This is a genomic window from Roseovarius sp. MMSF_3281, assembly GCF_030733685.1.
Lineage (GTDB): Bacteria > Pseudomonadota > Alphaproteobacteria > Rhodobacterales > Rhodobacteraceae > Roseovarius.
In genome coordinates, this window is record NZ_JASHIM010000016.1 from 39,577 (window position 1) to 55,534 (window position 15,958).

18 protein-coding genes are annotated in these 15,958 nt (G+C 61.4%); 6 read left to right on the forward strand and 12 right to left on the reverse strand.

Annotated elements, in window-relative coordinates:
- Positions 1-97 precede the first annotated feature (97 nt).
- Positions 98-1,405 (forward strand): serine hydroxymethyltransferase, encoded by a 1,308-nt coding sequence (gene glyA / locus RBB32_RS14710; RefSeq protein WP_306153793.1) that lies wholly within the window; start codon positions 98-100, stop codon positions 1,403-1,405.
- Between the two features lie 109 nt (positions 1,406-1,514).
- Here glyA and RBB32_RS14715 read toward each other — a convergent pair whose 3' ends face one another.
- Entirely contained in the window at positions 1,515-1,889 is a 375-nt protein-coding gene (locus RBB32_RS14715; protein WP_306153795.1) for a hypothetical protein, read from the reverse strand.
- A 91-nt stretch (positions 1,890-1,980) separates the two neighbouring features.
- On the opposite strand from RBB32_RS14715, the gene RBB32_RS14720 reads away from it, so the two are divergent.
- Positions 1,981-2,736, forward strand: a complete 756-nt coding sequence (locus tag RBB32_RS14720) for an alpha/beta fold hydrolase (RefSeq protein WP_306153942.1) — start codon at positions 1,981-1,983, stop codon at positions 2,734-2,736.
- A gap of 91 nt (positions 2,737-2,827) precedes the next feature.
- Here the strand turns inward: RBB32_RS14720 and RBB32_RS14725 are convergent, their stop codons facing one another.
- Positions 2,828-2,995 (reverse strand): CTP synthetase, encoded by a 168-nt coding sequence (locus RBB32_RS14725; RefSeq protein WP_371931067.1) that lies wholly within the window; start codon positions 2,993-2,995, stop codon positions 2,828-2,830.
- Positions 2,996-3,087: 92 nt separating this feature from the next.
- Positions 3,088-3,270, reverse strand: a complete 183-nt coding sequence (locus RBB32_RS14730; protein ID WP_306153798.1) for a hypothetical protein — start codon at positions 3,268-3,270, stop codon at positions 3,088-3,090.
- A 108-nt stretch (positions 3,271-3,378) separates the two neighbouring features.
- On the opposite strand from RBB32_RS14730, the gene RBB32_RS14735 reads away from it, so the two are divergent.
- Complete coding sequence (locus RBB32_RS14735) at positions 3,379-3,663, forward strand: hypothetical protein (RefSeq protein WP_306153800.1); 285 nt, start codon at positions 3,379-3,381, stop codon at positions 3,661-3,663.
- 1 nt (position 3,664) lies between these two features.
- Here RBB32_RS14735 and RBB32_RS14740 read toward each other — a convergent pair whose 3' ends face one another.
- Together RBB32_RS14740 and RBB32_RS14745 are read right to left on the reverse strand one after the other, a co-directional pair.
- Entirely contained in the window at positions 3,665-3,916 is a 252-nt protein-coding gene (locus tag RBB32_RS14740; RefSeq protein WP_306153803.1) for a hypothetical protein, read from the reverse strand.
- Between the two features lie 84 nt (positions 3,917-4,000).
- Positions 4,001-4,828 (reverse strand): ATP-dependent Clp protease proteolytic subunit, encoded by an 828-nt coding sequence (locus RBB32_RS14745; protein WP_306153804.1) that lies wholly within the window; start codon positions 4,826-4,828, stop codon positions 4,001-4,003.
- Positions 4,829-4,990: 162 nt separating this feature from the next.
- Here RBB32_RS14745 and RBB32_RS14750 point away from each other — a divergent pair, with 162 nt between their 5' ends.
- On the forward strand, positions 4,991-5,335 hold the full coding sequence (locus RBB32_RS14750; RefSeq protein WP_306153806.1) for a hypothetical protein: 345 nt from the start codon (positions 4,991-4,993) through the stop codon (positions 5,333-5,335).
- Positions 5,336-5,425: 90 nt separating this feature from the next.
- On the opposite strand, the gene RBB32_RS14755 is transcribed toward RBB32_RS14750, so the two are convergent.
- On the reverse strand, positions 5,426-5,836 hold the full coding sequence (locus tag RBB32_RS14755; protein ID WP_306153808.1) for a helix-turn-helix domain-containing protein: 411 nt from the start codon (positions 5,834-5,836) through the stop codon (positions 5,426-5,428).
- 68 nt (positions 5,837-5,904) lie between these two features.
- Here RBB32_RS14755 and RBB32_RS14760 point away from each other — a divergent pair, with 68 nt between their 5' ends.
- Complete coding sequence (locus tag RBB32_RS14760; protein ID WP_306153810.1) at positions 5,905-7,320, forward strand: MFS transporter; 1,416 nt, start codon at positions 5,905-5,907, stop codon at positions 7,318-7,320.
- Between the two features lie 58 nt (positions 7,321-7,378).
- Here RBB32_RS14760 and RBB32_RS14765 read toward each other — a convergent pair whose 3' ends face one another.
- The 5 genes from RBB32_RS14765 to RBB32_RS14785 form a co-directional block, all read right to left on the reverse strand.
- Positions 7,379-7,882, reverse strand: a complete 504-nt coding sequence (locus RBB32_RS14765) for a RidA family protein (RefSeq protein WP_306153812.1) — start codon at positions 7,880-7,882, stop codon at positions 7,379-7,381.
- The gene (locus RBB32_RS14770) at positions 7,875-9,737 is read right to left on the reverse strand and encodes a TRAP transporter fused permease subunit (protein ID WP_306153814.1); all 1,863 of its coding nucleotides are present in this window, start codon (positions 9,735-9,737) and stop codon (positions 7,875-7,877) included. The genes RBB32_RS14765 and RBB32_RS14770 overlap by 8 nt, the downstream gene beginning before the upstream one ends.
- A 143-nt stretch (positions 9,738-9,880) precedes the next feature.
- Positions 9,881-10,891: a TAXI family TRAP transporter solute-binding subunit gene (locus tag RBB32_RS14775; RefSeq protein WP_306153816.1), complete on the reverse strand. Its 1,011-nt coding sequence runs from the start codon at positions 10,889-10,891 to the stop codon at positions 9,881-9,883.
- Between the two features lie 146 nt (positions 10,892-11,037).
- The gene (locus RBB32_RS14780; RefSeq protein ID WP_306153818.1) at positions 11,038-11,940 is read right to left on the reverse strand and encodes a LysR family transcriptional regulator; all 903 of its coding nucleotides are present in this window, start codon (positions 11,938-11,940) and stop codon (positions 11,038-11,040) included.
- Positions 11,941-12,002: 62 nt separating this feature from the next.
- Complete coding sequence (locus RBB32_RS14785; protein ID WP_371931068.1) at positions 12,003-12,788, reverse strand: ABC transporter permease; 786 nt, start codon at positions 12,786-12,788, stop codon at positions 12,003-12,005.
- Between the two features lie 143 nt (positions 12,789-12,931).
- Between RBB32_RS14785 and RBB32_RS14790 the strand changes: the two genes are divergently transcribed.
- A complete protein-coding gene (locus RBB32_RS14790; protein ID WP_306153820.1) occupies positions 12,932-13,534 on the forward strand; it encodes a GcrA family cell cycle regulator in 603 nt (200 codons plus the stop codon).
- Positions 13,535-13,914: 380 nt separating this feature from the next.
- Here RBB32_RS14790 and RBB32_RS14795 read toward each other — a convergent pair whose 3' ends face one another.
- Positions 13,915-15,897: an AsmA family protein gene (locus RBB32_RS14795; protein WP_306153822.1), complete on the reverse strand. Its 1,983-nt coding sequence runs from the start codon at positions 15,895-15,897 to the stop codon at positions 13,915-13,917.
- Positions 15,898-15,958: the final 61 nt, after the last annotated feature.

The following is a 15,958-nucleotide window of genomic DNA, read 5'->3' on the forward strand; positions in this document are numbered from 1 at the left end:
GGTCATGCCGGGCCTTTTGTCGCTTTACAACCTTTCAAACAGCCATGGTTTCCTATAGGAAATCCCGCGAAGTGCAGATTTTTATGGAGGTGGCCCAATGCCCCATGACGGAAACCAACCCTTTGTCAGCGAAGGGTTTTTCACCGAATCCCTCGAATCCCGCGATCCCGAGATCGCCAAGGCGATTGGCCAGGAACTGGGCCGTCAGCGCGACGAGATCGAGTTGATCGCCAGCGAAAATATCGTCAGCGCCGCCGTGATGGAAGCGCAGGGCAGCGTGATGACCAACAAATACGCCGAGGGCTACCCCGGCCGCCGCTATTATGGCGGGTGCCAATTTGTTGATATCGCTGAAAACCTGGCGATTGAGCGGGCCTGCAAACTGTTCGATTGCGGCTTTGCCAACGTGCAGCCGAACTCGGGCAGCCAGGCCAACCAAGGTGTCTTTACCGCGCTGCTGCAACCGGGCGACACGATCCTTGGCATGAGCCTTGATGCCGGGGGTCACCTGACCCACGGGGCCGCGCCCAACCAATCGGGCAAGTGGTTCAACGCCGTGCAATACGGCGTGCGCAAGGAAGACAACCTGATTGATTACGACCAGATCGAATCGCTGGCGAAAGAGCATCAGCCCAAGCTGATCATCGCGGGCGGCAGCGCCATTCCGCGCCAGATCGACTTTGCCCGGATGCGCGAGATTGCCGATATGGTCGGCGCCTACCTGCACGTGGACATGGCGCACTTTGCCGGTCTGGTGGCAGCGGGCGAACACCCCTCGCCCTTCCCGCATGCGCATGTGGCCACGACCACCACGCACAAGACCCTGCGCGGCCCGCGCGGCGGCATGATCCTGACCAATGACGAGGCGATTGCCAAGAAGGTCAACTCGGCCATTTTCCCCGGCATTCAGGGTGGCCCGCTGATGCATGTGATCGCGGCCAAGGCCGTGGCCTTTGGCGAGGCCCTGCGCCCTGAATTCAAGCAGTACATTCAACAGGTTGTCACCAACGCGCAGGCGATGAGCGACCAGTTGATCAAGGGCGGACTGGACACCGTGACCCACGGCACCGACACCCATGTTCTGTTGGTGGACCTGCGTCCCAAAGGCGTGAAGGGCAACGCGACCGAAAAGGCCCTTGGCCGGGCGCATATCACCTGCAACAAGAACGGCGTGCCGTTCGACCCCGAAAAGCCCACGGTGACCAGCGGTATCCGCTTGGGGTCGCCAGCGGGCACGACCCGCGGGTTCGGCGAGGCCGAATTCCGCCAGATCGCCGATTGGATCGTCGAAGTTGTCGACGGTCTGGCCGCCAATGGCGAAGAGGGCAACGGTGAGGTCGAGGCCAAGGTGAAAGCCGAGGTCGAGGCGCTTTGCGCCCGCTTCCCGATGTACCCGAACCTGTAAGCGGGTTGATACTTGATGAAGACCCCGCGCGGCGTGGCTGCGCGGGGTTTTTCATGCCCGGCGCGCGGTGCGATTACGCCTTCTTAAGGGATGCACGGCACACTGACCGTCAGATCCGCCCCACGGCCCACAGCACCGCATAAACCGCAAGGCCCAGTAGCGTGAGGTTCAAGACGATCGAAGCGATACGATGCAAAAGCATGGTCTTGCGGCGTTCTTTCGGGTCAATGCCTTTCAGGTGATCGCCCAGAACGGTGGCCGCTCGGTTGAAGCGATCCGCATCGACGAGGGCCGCGAGGCGGGGATGGGTCATCATCACCTCGGCCTGCGCCACCTCGGCCCCTGCCCTGCGGGCAAAGCGCGGCAAATCCCGCCCGGCGCGGCGGAGCTTTGCCGAGAACCCTTTCCCCCGGATGCCCAGACGGTCCTGTAGAAGCTGTGCAAGCTCGGCGGTTTTGCCTTGGAACGGTTTTGGATCAATCATGGTTTCCCCCCGGCGCGATCAATATAGCCCGCGGGGCGGCGGGCCTCAATAGGGGTGGCGGTGCATGGCCTGCGCGGTTATGTCTGATCCCATGTTGAACACCATCGAACATGGGACCCGGACAGACCGGCCCGGGCTGTTGATCGTGCATGGGCTTTATGGCTCGGCGCGTAATTGGGGAGTGATTGCCAAGCGGTTGTCGGAAGACCGGCAAGTGGTGGCGGTGGACATGCGCAACCATGGCCTAAGCCCTTGGTATGAAACGCATTCTTACCCGGATATGGCGGATGACCTGGCACAGGTTCTACAAGGGCTGGAAGGGCCGTTCGACTTGTTGGGCCATTCCATGGGCGGCAAGGCGGCGATGGTTCTGGCGCTGACGCGGCCCGAGGTGGTGAACCGCCTGATCGTGGCCGATATCGCGCCGGTGGCCTATGGGCATTCGCAAATTGAATTCATCAAGGCGATGAAGGCCGTGGATTTGACACGAGTCGAGCGTCGCTCGGACGCAGCCGAGCAATTGGAACGCGTTGTGGACGATCCGACACTTGTCACGTTCTTCACCCAGTCCATTGATATAAAAGAGAAAAAATGGCGTCTGAACCTGGATGTCTTGGCCCGTGAGATGCCAAGGATCCTGTCCTTCCCCGAGGTTTCAGGCCAGTTCGACAAGCCCACGCTGTTCTTGTCCGGGGCCAATTCGGACTATGTGAAACGCGAGGATCGCGACCACATCAAAGCGCTGTTTCCGCAGGCACAATTCGCCAAGATCCCCGGGGCGGGTCATTGGCTGCACGCCGAGAAGCCGCGGGAGTTCGAGGCGGCAGTACGCACTTGGACCGCCTGAATTTCGTACGAGTCGTACGCGACAACGTCGGTTTTCGTACGAAAATCGGGGGCCGTGCTTTGGCCATCGTACGAGTCGTACGAAATAGCGCTCACTCGGAATAAAGTGCCCGGGCCACGACCCATGCCACGGGGATCGCGGCCAGGAAGCCGACCACCGCTGACGCCACGACGGGTTGGGTGGTGTCATATCCTGCCGCCAGTGCCGCGATCATGGCAGAGCCGGCCATGGTGGTGCCGATGAAAAGATAAAGGATCAAACCCAGACGAAGCATTTTTCAAGACCTCAAGCAATCAGTAGCGCGTTCGCAAAGATGCATAATTGATTCGAAATATTTGACCTTGATCTGTGTCAGTCGCCTTGCATCGCCCGCGCCACCAGCCATGCCACCGGAAAGGCCAGAACCAACCCGGCGATCACCGCGCCCCAGAGCCAGATTGCCCCGGTCAGCCCCGCGACAAGGACCACGACGATACCCACCCCCGCCAGAGTGGCCCCGATGAAAAGGTGAAGGGTAAAGAGCAGCCATGTCATATGCGGGCCTTTCGGGATAAGAGGATTTTGGCCGATCTAGGCGAGAGCGCGGGCAGTGACATTGATTCATGTCAGTCGAAGACATCTGGACGGTGCTATTCTACCCGCATGATCACGTTGGACGATATCGAGGATATGACCTGCCTCACCCGCGAGGAGATCGCCGCCCTGGCAGAGCATGAGGCGCTGCCCGAACTGAATGCCTCGGCCTTCGGTGACTACCTGATGCATATGCCCAAGGGACCGCAGCAGGTGCAGGGGATGATCTGTGAGGATATACGCGATGCGTTGCACGCCGGGGACCTGCCCCATGCCAAATCGCTTTACGCGGTTCTGCATCATTTCCTTGAGGCCCATCCCGAGGCCGCGCGCGGCACGGCCCCGGAAGGGTGAGTTATGCTTCGGGCGCGGAGGGATCGGGCAAAATGCCGTCGCCGCCATCCCTGGTATGGTCAAAATCGGGATCTTGCCGTTTGATCCGGCGCGAAATGGCGTAGCCCGCAGGCCAAGCCAGAAGCCAGCCGATGACGCCAGCGGGCAGCACATAGGCCCATCCGTAGATACCAAGGCTCATCAGGATGGTAACCAGGCCGCCCGCGAGGACGGGACCGGTGGCAAGAATGAGGACCAAGCTTAATCTATCCATTTGCGTTACCTCCTTTGACGCAAAACGCAATGGGCGCTGTGGTGTTCCCTTACCACCGCTCACGTCCGTGTGAGGCAAAGGCGGTCAGTTCAACCGCTTGCCCGGCGGATCGAAGGGCAGGAATTCGACTGCCGATTGCTGCACCGGGGCGGGATAGAGTTTCATCAGGTCAAGGATGTCCTTGGGAAGGCCCACGGTAACCGGCACGCCCAGCGCCGAGGCCTCGGAGGGGGTGAGGGCATAATCATGCGTCCATGTGCCCGAGGCCAGCGTTTCGGCCAGTTTCTCGGCATCGGCGCGGTCCATCCGTGGGGTCATGATCTCGACCGCGCCGGCCTTGACCTGATTGACGGCCTTTTCGCTGACATCGGCCAGAACAAGGGCCACGTCCGAGACATGTTCCACCGGCTTGGCATCGCGCGCGGCGATGATGGAGGCCGCCGAGATGCCCATGATCTGCGGATCAATCGGGCCGAGCATGGAAAATTCGCCCATGACGATCTCATCGGCGGCCAGCGCGATCAGCGTGCCGCCCGACATGGCATAGATCGGCACGAAAACGCTGACCTTGGCGGGGTGCGCCTCGACCGCGCGGGCGATCTGCATGGCGGCGATCACCAGCCCTCCGGGGGTATGCAGCACCAGATCAATCGGCGTGTCGTCGGGCGTGGACTTGATGGCCGAAATGATGGATTGCGCATCTTCAAGGTCGATCTGCCGCGAGACATTCATGCCGAAAAAGCTGCGTTTTTCCTGCCGGTGGATCATGGTGATCACCCGGCTTCGGCGCTTTTTCTCGATGGCGCGGATTGCCTGCTCCCGGCGGATCGCGAAAAACCGCCCGGACAACAGCGGTTGAAGCAGCATCACCGCGAGGACAAGAAAAATCAGGTTTGAAAAACTGAAGTCCATGCATCGCCTCCGATTTGATCGCGGCAAGTGTCGCAGCCCGGGCGCATCTTGTGAATTGAAAAATCAACCCGATTGAGGCAGATATAGAAACAGCAGAAAAAGCGGCTGCAATCCCGGGCCAACCGGGCCGCCGCACAAAGAGGCAAAACGGGGATTGGACCCATGCGGCAGGCGATTATTCTTGGACTGGTTTTGGTTTTGGCGGGCTGTGGCGGCGGTGACCGTTTTCGCGGTGACCGGGTCGCGCGCGGGGCGCCCATGGCCTTTGGTCCGATTTCCAAGGCCTGCATGGCCTCGGACCGCAAGGCCCGTTCAAGGGCGCTGTGCGGATGCATTCAAGCCGCCGCCGATCAGACCCTGAGCGGGTCGCAACAGCGCCGGGCCGTCAAATTCTACCGCGACCCGCATTCGGCGCAGGAAATCCGCCAATCGGATCGGTCCTCGAATGAGCGGTTCTGGGAAGCCTATGCGGACTATGGCACGCGCGCCCGGCAACTGTGCGGTTGATCCCGTGACGCGATTGCGTGGCCGCGCCACGCGGGGGCGATAGGCCTTGGGCACATTGCGGCTTTTCGCGCGTGACAGCGCCGGGTGTTCTTATGTTCTGTGCTTGGTGGCAGTGCGCGAGGCGAACCCCATCAGGCGCTTGAATTTCGGGCAATCCATGTGGGTTTCGGCGGGGCAATCGGCCACGTGACGCAGGGCATCGCGCAACCGTGTGAGATCGCGAATCTGCTGATCGAGCGCATCGGCGCGCAGGTGCAGTTCGGCGCGCGGCAATTGCGGCGTTCCGTCCCTTGCGAACATGCCCTTGATGTCCTCCAGCGAAAAGCCCGCCATCTTACCCAATGAGATCAATACAAGTTGGGTGATCGCTTGTGGCTCGAACTGGCGCCGCAACCCGTGCCGCCCGACGGATTGGATCAGCCCGATTTCCTCGTAATAGCGCAGCGTCGAGGGGGCGACGCCACTTTGTTTCGACAGAATCCCGATATCTATCAGTTTCACTGTTGACCTCAAGTTGACTTGAAGTGGCAAGGTAGCCGCCACAGACCTTGACCGCAAGAGAGTTGACCATGACGAACCCGCAAAAGGCGCGCGCGCCGTTTCCCATCCTGATGGCGCTGGCCGCCGCAACCCTGACCGCGTCGCTTGGGATCAGCGTCGCCTCGGTGCTGCTGCCCACCCTGACGCGCCGTTTTGACGTGACCGTGTCGGAGGCCCAATGGATCGTGCTGGCCTATCTTATGGCGGTGACGGTCACCATTGTTTCGGCCGGGCGGCTTGGCGACCTGTTCGGCCGCCGCCGGGTCATGATCTTCGGCCTGATCGTATTCATTGCCGCCTCGGTCCTGAGCGCGACCGCGCCGGACCTTGGCACGTTGATCACGGGCCGGGCGCTGCAGGGGGTGGGCGGGGCGATCCTGATCGCGCTTCCAATGTCGATCGCGCGGGATATGGTGCCCCCCGGGCAGCTTGGCACGGCCATGGGCCTGTTGGGAACCACCTCGGCCGCCGGGACCGCGCTTGGCCCGTCGCTTGGAGGCCTCGTGCTGGCCTGGAGCGATTGGCGCATGGCCTTTTGGCTTCTTGCCGGGTTTGCCGTGCTGACACTGGTGCTGGCTGTTCTCGCCATAGGGCGTGACGGCACGCGCGCCGGGGCATCGTTCCGGTCCTTGGACATTCCGGGAAGTCTTGTCTTGATCGTGGCGCTTGTGACCTATTCCCTTGCCACAAGCGGTGGGGCCTCGGGCGTTGCGGTTTCACCGGCCATGCTTATGGCAGGCACCTTCATCGCGACGGTGGTTTTCGTGGTTGTCGAAACCCGCGTGAGCGCGCCGCTGGTGCCGATGGCGGTTCTCATGGACAGGATGACGGGGGCCGGATTTATCATGAACATATTGGTGGGTACCGTCATGATGGCGACGCTGGTGGTCGGCCCGTTCTTCCTGACTTTCTCGCTTGGGCTGGAGGAGGCGGTTGTCGGTCTGGTTCTGGCTGTCGGGCCGGTGGTCGCCGCGCTGTCCGGGGTGCCGGCAGGGCGATTGACGGATCGGTTCGGCGCGCGGCGCGTGATGCTGGCCGGGCTGGTGCAGACAATGCTTGGCCTGCTTTGTCTTGCCCTTTTGCCACGCTATTTCGGCGTCGGTGGATATGTTGCCGCCCTGATGGCTTTGACACCGGCCTTTCAAATGTTCCTGGCGGCCAATAACACCGCGGTCATGTCCGGCGCCTCGCCCGAGCAGCGCGGGCGCCTTTCCGGCCTGCTTGGGCTGTCGCGCAACCTTGGGCTGATGACGGGTGCTTCGGCGATGTCCAGTTTGTTTGTGGCCCTCATGGGAACGGGTGATGCGGCAGAGGCGGAAAAGGTCGAGGTCGCGCAGGCCTTCACGATGACCTTTGTCGCCGCTGCCGCCGTGGCCCTGATCGCGCTGGCGATCGGGGTCTGGAGCAACTCAACCCGTCGGCGCGGTGCGCCGGACCCGGCGTGACCTGCGCGGGGGGTTGCCCCCCGCGTACAGGAATGCACGCCAATGGCCGTTCACCCCGTCACAACGGCTCCCGGAGTGCCGCCGTAAGTTCGATGAGCACCGGAGCGTTTCTTGGCAGTCGTTTCACCCCAACGACCGACCGAGCATGGCGCCCCTGGTCGCCAAGCATATCGTTCAGGTAGTTTGATGCCCCGTCGGCCACCGCCGAGATATCCTCGAAATCGTCATCATGCGCGACATAGCAGGTCACCCTGAGGATACGCTTTACGTTTCCAAGCCCCCCAGCCGAGTCGTTGAGCCATGCCAGGGCCTGTTCCGCGCAGATGCGGGCGGCTGTTACCGCGTCCTCCAAAGCCACCTCGCGGCCGACTTTTCCCGCGATGGCAAGCCTGCCGTCGCGTTTCGGGATTTGACCGGCAAGATAGGCTGTGCGCCCCTCGAAGGTCACGAGTTCATATGGGTATTTCGTGCCCTCGGGCTTGGGCAGGCATTCGGCCACGGCGTTAAGGTCGGTCCTGTCTTCGGTTGAAGACCCGACCCGGGTTCCAGTTACTTCAGTCACGTTCATCTCCTTTTGGCCGTAGCAAGGCAAATCCCGAACGCTGGAGGGACCACACCGCTATTATCAGGATCACGGCAATCGCGCTGAGTACGTGGTTAGGCGCAATCAGCAGGGCCGCGGCGAGCAACAGGATGCCTCGGCTGATCCAAGCAAGGGGGCGCCCGCCCAACCATCCGGTCAAGGTTATGGACAGGCAGATGATTGCAGCCGCCGAGCGCGACAAAACGATCAAAAGATCGGTCCATTCTCCTGCCCCCAGCAACACCGGATTGGCCACGAAGAGGAACGGGATCACGTAAACCGGGATACCCAGTGCAAAGGCGCGCCAACCAACGGCGGTGGAACTTGCCCCCGCGATGGGCGCTGCCGCGAAAGCCGCGACCGCGACAGGCGGCGTGATTTGCCCAAGCACGGCGTAGTAGAAAACAAAAAGATGCGCCGCAAGCGGGTTGGCCCCGAGATCCACCAAGGCAGGTGCCACAAGCGTGGCCTGGATGATGTAGGCAGGCGTGGTTGGCATCCCCATGCCGAAAACGAAAGCCGCAATCATGGCGAGGAACAGCGCGGCGTAAAGATTGCCATTGGCAAAAGCGAGGACCAGGCTGCTGAAGCGGAAGCCAAGCCCCGAAATCTGCACGATACCGACAATGATCCCTGCCGAAGCGCAGGCAATGGCAACCGTCACGGCGGCGCGTGCGCCAAAGTTCAACCCGTTGGCCAGAACCTTTGGCGATACCCAGGTGGAGCGGCGCAGGTAGGGCGTGACCAAGGTGGCCAGCACGCCATAGAAGGCCGAAAGGCTGGGAGTATAGCCCATCATGAGGAACGTCATGATGACCACAAGCGGCAAGAGAAAGGTCCAACCGGCCATGAATTCGCGCAGGGTGGCGCCACGTTCGCTGCGCTCCATCGGTTGCAAACCGTGCTTCAGGGCCTCCCAATGGACGGCGACGAAGAGCGAGGCGAAGAACAACACGGCAGGTAGTGCCGCTGCAGTGATAACTTCCTGGTAGCTGATGCCCAGAATCGCCGCCATCAGGAACGCTGCGGCCCCCATGATCGGCGGGGCGATCTGACCGCCGGTCGAAGCGACCGCTTCGACCGCACCGGCAAAGTTTTTCGGGTAGCCGAGCTTTTTCATCATCGGGATCGTAATGGCGCCGGTCGTGGCCACGTTGGCCACGGAACTGCCGGACATCGTCCCCATGAGCGCGCTTGCCAGAACAGCCATCTTGGCAGGGCCGCCGCGGGTTGACCCCGTTGCGGCCTTGGTGACATTCACGAAGAAATCACCGCCACCGATGACCTGCAACAGGGCGCCGAAGACCACGAACAGGAAAATGAAGTTCGTGGACACGCCCAAGGCGACACCGAAGATACCTTCGAAACTGAAATACATCTGATCGACGAATTCATTGATGCCGACCCCGCTGTGAGCCAGCGGCCGCAGGAAACCGATATGGCGCAGGTCAGGGCCAAAGAAGCCGTAAAGAATGAAAATCAAGCAAAGCGCCGAGATGGCCAAGCCCAAGGCACGCCTTGTCAGCTCCAGAACGACGACAACGGTTCCGAGGGCCACGAAAAGCTCCATCGGGGTTGCCGCGCGGGTCCAGGGCGGGCGCACCACGATGGAGGCATGAAAGACAATCAGGTAGCCCAAGCAGAAGACCGACAGGGCGATAAGCCCCAGATCGACGGCCTTGCGTGCCCAGCCGCCTTTCATGCCGTAGACAAGGAACCCGATCACCAGGGCCAGCAGCAAATGCGTGCCGCGCACGATCAAATCCGGGAAAAGCGTAAGCGGTGAGGCCACCAGAAGGTGGAACAACGCCATCACCACAGCGAGGGTTGTCACCAATTTCTCCAGAGAAACGGACATCGTTATACCTTTTCTGACAGGCAAGACCATCACCCTGCCGGAGTGCAGGAACAGGGGACCATTTGTTGGGGGTACGCGGGCAGGCACCGGGGCCGGTGCCTGCCCGCGTATTCATGCAGTTATTTCAGGCGTGCTTCATCCGTCGGGATATCTTGTTCGTCATAGAACTTGGCAGCGCCCGGGTGCATCGGAACGAACATGCCACGGCCGGCTGTATCCTTCTCGATATACTTCAAAAGCGCGTGGGTCTTTTGAAAGCGGTCGAGGTTGTTCCAGATCGCGGAGGTCACCCGGTAGGCTGTCTCGTCGGTCATGTCCTCGGAGGCGAAGAGGAACGTGGTTGTCCCCACCGACAAGGCAGGTTCGCTTTGACCCTGATAAAGGCCTTTTGGCAAGGTCACCTTCGAGAACCCTGCGCCATGCAGGTCGAGGTATTCCGACACGCGATCCTCATCCAGGGACAGGACGCGGATTTCACGGGCGGTTTCCGTCGCAAGCACGGTGGAATGCGGATAAAGGGCAACCCACATGACGGCGTCCAACTGCCCGTCGCGCAGTGCGTTCTGGGATTCCGACCAGCTTAGGTGATGCAGCTTGCCACCGTCTGTTTCGATATCCTCGATCGTCATGTCGTAGACAGACAGCAGGTTCTGGAATGCCAGCCACGATGTCTGACCGGGTTGTCCGGCGCTGATCTGGCGGCCGACAAGATCTTCGACCGATTGGATATCGGAATCGGCCGCAACCCAAATCTGGATGGCGCTTGGGAAAAAGCTCATCAAACCCCGAACGTTCTGAATCGGGTTTTCCGGGGTTGCCGGATCGCGCCCGGCCCAGGCATCTGCGGCATTGCTTGCCGAGGTGATGCCAAGGTCAACGTCCCCCGACGACACCCGCAGAAGGTTCGGGCCGGAGCCACCGGGTTGCACGCCGATGATGCTGTCGGAGAATTCACCCCGCAGCAGGTCACCCAACCCCGTCGCCACGACATTGAAGGTGCCCCCGCTTGGGCCACCACCGATGTTCAGGAAATCCGGGTCCTGGGCGAGGCTTGGCGTTGCGAAAGACAGCGTGGCAACGAGCGCCCCGCTTGCGGCAAGCATGGTGCGTCTGAGAATCGAATTTTTCATGGGTCTCCTCCAAGGTTTGATGAAAATCAGGGAGACACAGTTTTTTGTGACAGGCCAATCAAATTATGCGAATTGCAGATTAAAAAGCCCCTTTTATAAGCAAACCAAATAAATGGATACGCGAATGATATATTCGCCGACAGCGTTCAACGCGCCCAATCCGGGCGCAGTGTTTCTTTCATATGTTCGACAAATCTTTGGGCTGCGGGGGATAGCGACCGCCCCTTGCGGGTGATCAACCCCAGTTCCCTGAACAATGGCGGGTCCAGCAAGGTCCGAAAGACAATGTCATTGTCGATCTGGGCCACGGTCATTTGCGGCAAGGCCGCGATGCCCAGGTTCGTCTTCAAGAGCGAGAGAACAGTCCCGATGTTCGAGACCTCGATCCACGGCGATTTAATGTTCTGGGGAACATCGGTGAGGGTATCGAGTATTGGCCTCAACCCCGTGTCCGAGGCAAAGGAGATGAACGGGTAACCCGAAAGCTCCTTCCAGGTGAGCGGGCCGCTTTCCCGGGCAAGGGAGTGCGCCTTGTGGACGACTGCGCCGAAGGGGTCACGCAACAAGGGATCGAATTGCAGGTTGGGATTGTGATTGGTGCGCCCGGCAACGCCAAGGTCGACCTCGCCCGTCGAGACACGTTCGCAAACGCCGCTGGAATTGTCATCACGCAGGGAAATGCGCGTGTTTGGAAACGCGGCCGAAAAGCTTTTGATTGTATTTGGCAAAACGGCGGTCGCCACCGACGGCAGCACCGCGACGGCGACGCTTCCTTGTGTGCCGTCCGCCGTGGCCTGGAAATCAGCCAGGGTTGCATCGAGATCTTCGAGGATTCGTTCGATTCCGGGCAGGAAATCCTTGCTTGCCTTTGTCAGCGACAAGACCTTTGTGGATCGGTCAAAAAGCTTGAAACCGACCTCGGCCTCCAATTGTTTGATGGCTGTCGTTACAGAGGGCTGTGACGTGTCGAGAAGTTCGGCGGCACGTGTGAACGAGCCTTCCCTTGAGACGGCGACAAAGGCCCGAAGTTGTGCAAGTGTGATCTTCATTGTGGCTGCGGTGTCCAACCTGGTCTTGTCACGCCCATCCCGATTGTCACCCAAGGTTTTGTTCAGGCCTTGAGCCGATAGCCCCGGGCAAGCATGGCCCAGGCGACAAGGCAAATCGCAAGCGTCGAAAGGCAGCCGACCGCAAGGCCAAGCATGGGCGGGCTGTCCGACACCCCGATCATCCCATAGCGCGCGCCGTCGATCAGGTAGAAGATCGGGTTGAAATGCGTGATCGTGTTCAGCAAGGGCGGCAGCGCCTCGACCGAGTAGAACGTCCCCGACAGGAAGGCCAGCGGGGTGATGATGAAATTGGTGATCGCCGCCATTTGATCGAACTTGTTGGCGAAAATCCCGGCCACGATGCCAAGCCCGCCAAGGAAGGCCCCGCCAAGCGTGGCAAAGGCCAGCGCCAGAAGCGGATGCGCCGGGGTGATCCCAAGAACCACCCAGAGGCCGATCGCGATGGCCATTGCCACGAAAAGCCCGCGCCCGATGCCGCCCGCAAGGTAGCCCAGCACCATTTCGGCGGCACTGAGCGGGGGCATCAGGGTGTCGACGATATTGCCCTGCACCTTGGAGATCACGATCGACGAGGAGGTATTGGCAAAGGCGTTCTGGATCACCGTCATCATGAGGATGCCCGGTGCAATGAAGGTGGTAAAGCTGACCCCCATGACATCGCCCCGGCGCGGGCCGATGGCTATCGAGAAGATCAGCATGAAAAGCCCCGCGGTGACGAGCGGTGCCAAGAGGGTTTGCGTCCAGACCGCGAGGAAGCGTTGCACCTCGCGGCCGGCCAAGGTGTAGAGGCCCAGCCAGTTCACCCGCCCGAAGCGGCGTGTGCCCATATCGGTCGATTCGCTCATGCCCTGCCCTTTCGCCTGTGATTCGATGCCTTGTAACTTACCCATGAGTGATTAGAATAGGCCCCCAGAGGATTTTTGCAGGGCGGCACCGGCGGGGGCCGCCTTTTGAGATAAGGAAACGGGCCATGTCCTGGAGCGATGAACGCGTTGAACTGCTGAAAAAGATGTGGGGCGAGGGCCAGTCGGCCAGCCAGATCGCCAAGGAACTGGGCGGGGTGACCCGCAACGCGGTGATCGGCAAAGTGCATCGTCTGGGCCTGTCGAACCGCAATGGCTCGGGCGGGGCCGCGGCGGAAAGTGCAAAACCCAAACCCGCCGCGAAACCGGCGGCCAAGCCAAAGCCCAAGGCGGCGGCAAAACCGGCCCCGGCCCCCAAGGCCGAGACCGAGGCCGCCGCCAAGCCGACCGAGGAGGCCACGCCCGCGCCCGCCGCCCCGGCGAGCCGCGCCAAGCAGATCATCCCGGCCGGGCAGCCCTTGCCGCCGCAACCCTCGGCCAATGAAATCGCCCCCGAGGCCCTTGCCAAGGTAAGCGAGGTCGAGAAGAAGGCCAAGAAACTCAGCCTGATGGAATTGACCGAGCGGACCTGCAAATGGCCCGTGGGCGACCCCGCGACCGATGATTTCTGGTTTTGCGGTTTGCCGGTCCAATCGGGCAAGCCCTATTGCGAAGCGCATGTCGGCGTGGCCTTCCAACCGATGAGCAACCGGCGCGACCGCAAGCGGTAACAGCGGTGTTGATATCCTATTGATGAAAGGGGCCAGGCTGGCCCCTTTTTCGATGGGCCCAAAGCGTTTCGCGACATGCAGCCCAGGTGAATCTCCGCTAGCCTAAAGCGTTCCGCCTTTAACCTGATGCATCAGCGAAAGGCGGAACGCGTGCAACGATTGAGCGGAGCACTGCGTTTCGCGAGAATCTGTGATTCAGGTTTTTCGCGAAACGCTTTAGCAAGAGGATTGCAAATCCACTCCGGCCCCTTTCTTCTGGCCCGAAATATCCTGGGGGAGGTTGAAAATCCCATTTTCAACCGGGGGCAAAGCCCCCATTGGGCGCGCATAAGCGCGCTTATCCTGCGCGGCGCAGCCGCTCCTTTTAAAGGCGGCACGCTTTAGTCGAAGAGTTTAAGCAGTTCGTCCTTCAGGGCATCTTCGGCACGGTTCTTGATGGCATCCTCGACCGATTGCCCCTCTTCGCGCGTGACACCCAGTTCCTTTTCAAGGGCGCGGTTCACTTCCTCTTCGGCCTTGGCCTCCAGTTCCTTGCGCTCCTCGCGCACGCGCTGTTCCAGCTTTTCCTTTTCTTCCTTGAGGTTCAGGTCGATGGCTTTTTCCAGGTCGGGGGTAATGCGCGGATTGGCCCATGGGCCGCGGATGCGCACCGGGATGGCAAGGCCGCGGCGGTTTTCGCCTTCCAGAAGCACCGGCGTGACCAGGTAATCGATGTCCTGTGCGCCAAGGCCGATGCGCCCCTCGCCCTCGGCCTTGGCGAGGGGCAGGGTCATCAACAGGTCGTCGTTGCGCAGGTTGCCGTCTTGCATTGTGAAACTGGCGCCAAGGCTGTCGAACACGGTCGTGCCGCCGGTGCCATCGCCCGAGCGCATCAGGCGATCAAGGTCGATGCCCGAGATCACCCCGCGCCCGGTTTTGATGGCGCCATCGCCGGAAAGGCTGTTCATGATGGCATGCAGCGAATTGCCGACACCGAGGAATTGCAAATCGCCATCGGCCTTGGCAGAAAAACGCGAGACATCGATGGCATCGGCAAGGAAGGTTTCAAGGTCGATCCCGCGTGCTGCCATGTCCCCGCCGACCGACAGGCCAGAACGGTTGTTCATCACGAATTGCCCGGTGATCATCCCGTCGTAGGCCTGCAATTCGCGCAGTTCAAAGACCATGCGCGCGCGGTCCAGTGTCATCAGGGTGCGGGTTTTGCCGATTTTGAAATCGCCCAGGTCGACACTATCGGCGACAAGGGCAATCTCGCCGTCGGCCAGCGCCAGTGCGCCCGCGTCAATCGGGGTTTTGGGCCAGCCCGAGGCACTGCCAGTCTCGCCCGCGGCCCCGGCCGCGCCATCGTCGGCCGATAGCCCGCGCAGGTCCAGCGCGCCGGCGTTGAGTTGTGCGTTGAAACGGGGTTTGTCGCCGCCCAGCATGACGTCGGCCGCGCCGGTCAGGCGGTTGTTGTCAAGGGTGAGCGCGGTTTCACGCAGCGACAGGCGCAAGTCTTCGGTCAAGGTCACATCGGTCTGTGCCGCGATGGCCCGCCCCAACCCCTTGGGCATATCGGGCGCGGCGAGGCCAAGCGCGGCCATGAAACGCGAGGTGCTGTCGAGATCGGCCGTAACACGGCCTGCCACCTGTGGCTGCACGCCTGCGCGGCCTGCGAATGACACCTTGCCGCCCGGCGCCGTCACCGCCACTTCAAGTGCCGAAACGCCCCCGGCGATGAAATTGCCCACCTTGTCCAGATGGCCGGAAACTTGCACCGCCTGCCCGGCGGGGCGCAGGGTGGCGTCGAACGTGGCGGTGCCTTGGTACTCGGGCCAGCGCAGGTCGAAATCCATGCCCGGCATGGCGATACGTTCGCCGGTGCCGTGATCGACATAGGTCAGGTCGGCATCGGTGATCAGCGCGCGATCCAGCGTCAGGGCCAGTGGGTTTGAGGGGGCGGCGGCAGTTTCGCCTTGGCCGGAGGGGGCCACGCCCTCGACCCCGATTTCCCAGTTCACCGCGCCATTGGCGGCGCGTTCCAGCAGGATCTTGGGGCCAACGGCCTCAAGCCCGGTGATACGGATATCGCCGCCGAAAAGCGCTTGCGGCTCGACCCCGATCTTGAGGCTTTGGGCGGTGAACATCGGCCCACCCTCGGACCACGGCGCATTCTCCACGGTGACTTGCCCGGTTGAGATGCCAAGCACGGGGTAAAAGCTGACCGTGGTATCGCCCTGCATCGACACCTCGCGGCCGGTGAGCGACGAGATTTGATCGGCGGCGATGCGGGCGATCCTGTCGCCCGGCAACATGAGGATCGAGACAACCGCAACAATGGCCAGCACGACCACCAGCCCCACAAGACGCAACACCCACCGCATGACAGACCCCTTCATTGCAATGACCAAGATGTAAGCGGGCAGGCCCCAAGCAACAACCGGT

What these genes read in the sequence shown, in the direction of transcription:
- glyA (WP_306153793.1), top strand. Translation starts at nt 98, where the DNA reads ATGCCCCATGACGGAAACCAACCCTTTGTCAGCGAAGGGTTTTTCACC.
- RBB32_RS14715 (WP_306153795.1), bottom strand. Translation starts at nt 1,889, where the DNA reads ATGATTGATCCAAAACCGTTCCAAGGCAAAACCGCCGAGCTTGCACAG.
- RBB32_RS14720 (WP_306153942.1), top strand. Translation starts at nt 1,981, where the DNA reads ATGTTGAACACCATCGAACATGGGACCCGGACAGACCGGCCCGGGCTG.
- RBB32_RS14730 (WP_306153798.1), bottom strand. Translation starts at nt 3,270, where the DNA reads ATGACATGGCTGCTCTTTACCCTTCACCTTTTCATCGGGGCCACTCTG.
- RBB32_RS14735 (WP_306153800.1), top strand. Translation starts at nt 3,379, where the DNA reads ATGATCACGTTGGACGATATCGAGGATATGACCTGCCTCACCCGCGAG.
- RBB32_RS14740 (WP_306153803.1), bottom strand. Translation starts at nt 3,916, where the DNA reads ATGGATAGATTAAGCTTGGTCCTCATTCTTGCCACCGGTCCCGTCCTC.
- RBB32_RS14745 (WP_306153804.1), bottom strand. Translation starts at nt 4,828, where the DNA reads ATGGACTTCAGTTTTTCAAACCTGATTTTTCTTGTCCTCGCGGTGATG.
- RBB32_RS14750 (WP_306153806.1), top strand. Translation starts at nt 4,991, where the DNA reads ATGCGGCAGGCGATTATTCTTGGACTGGTTTTGGTTTTGGCGGGCTGT.
- RBB32_RS14760 (WP_306153810.1), top strand. Translation starts at nt 5,905, where the DNA reads ATGACGAACCCGCAAAAGGCGCGCGCGCCGTTTCCCATCCTGATGGCG.
- RBB32_RS14775 (WP_306153816.1), bottom strand. Translation starts at nt 10,891, where the DNA reads ATGAAAAATTCGATTCTCAGACGCACCATGCTTGCCGCAAGCGGGGCG.
- RBB32_RS14780 (WP_306153818.1), bottom strand. Translation starts at nt 11,940, where the DNA reads ATGAAGATCACACTTGCACAACTTCGGGCCTTTGTCGCCGTCTCAAGG.
- RBB32_RS14785 (WP_371931068.1), bottom strand. Translation starts at nt 12,788, where the DNA reads ATGGGCACACGCCGCTTCGGGCGGGTGAACTGGCTGGGCCTCTACACC.
- RBB32_RS14790 (WP_306153820.1), top strand. Translation starts at nt 12,932, where the DNA reads ATGTCCTGGAGCGATGAACGCGTTGAACTGCTGAAAAAGATGTGGGGC.
- RBB32_RS14795 (WP_306153822.1), bottom strand. Translation starts at nt 15,897, where the DNA reads ATGCGGTGGGTGTTGCGTCTTGTGGGGCTGGTGGTCGTGCTGGCCATT.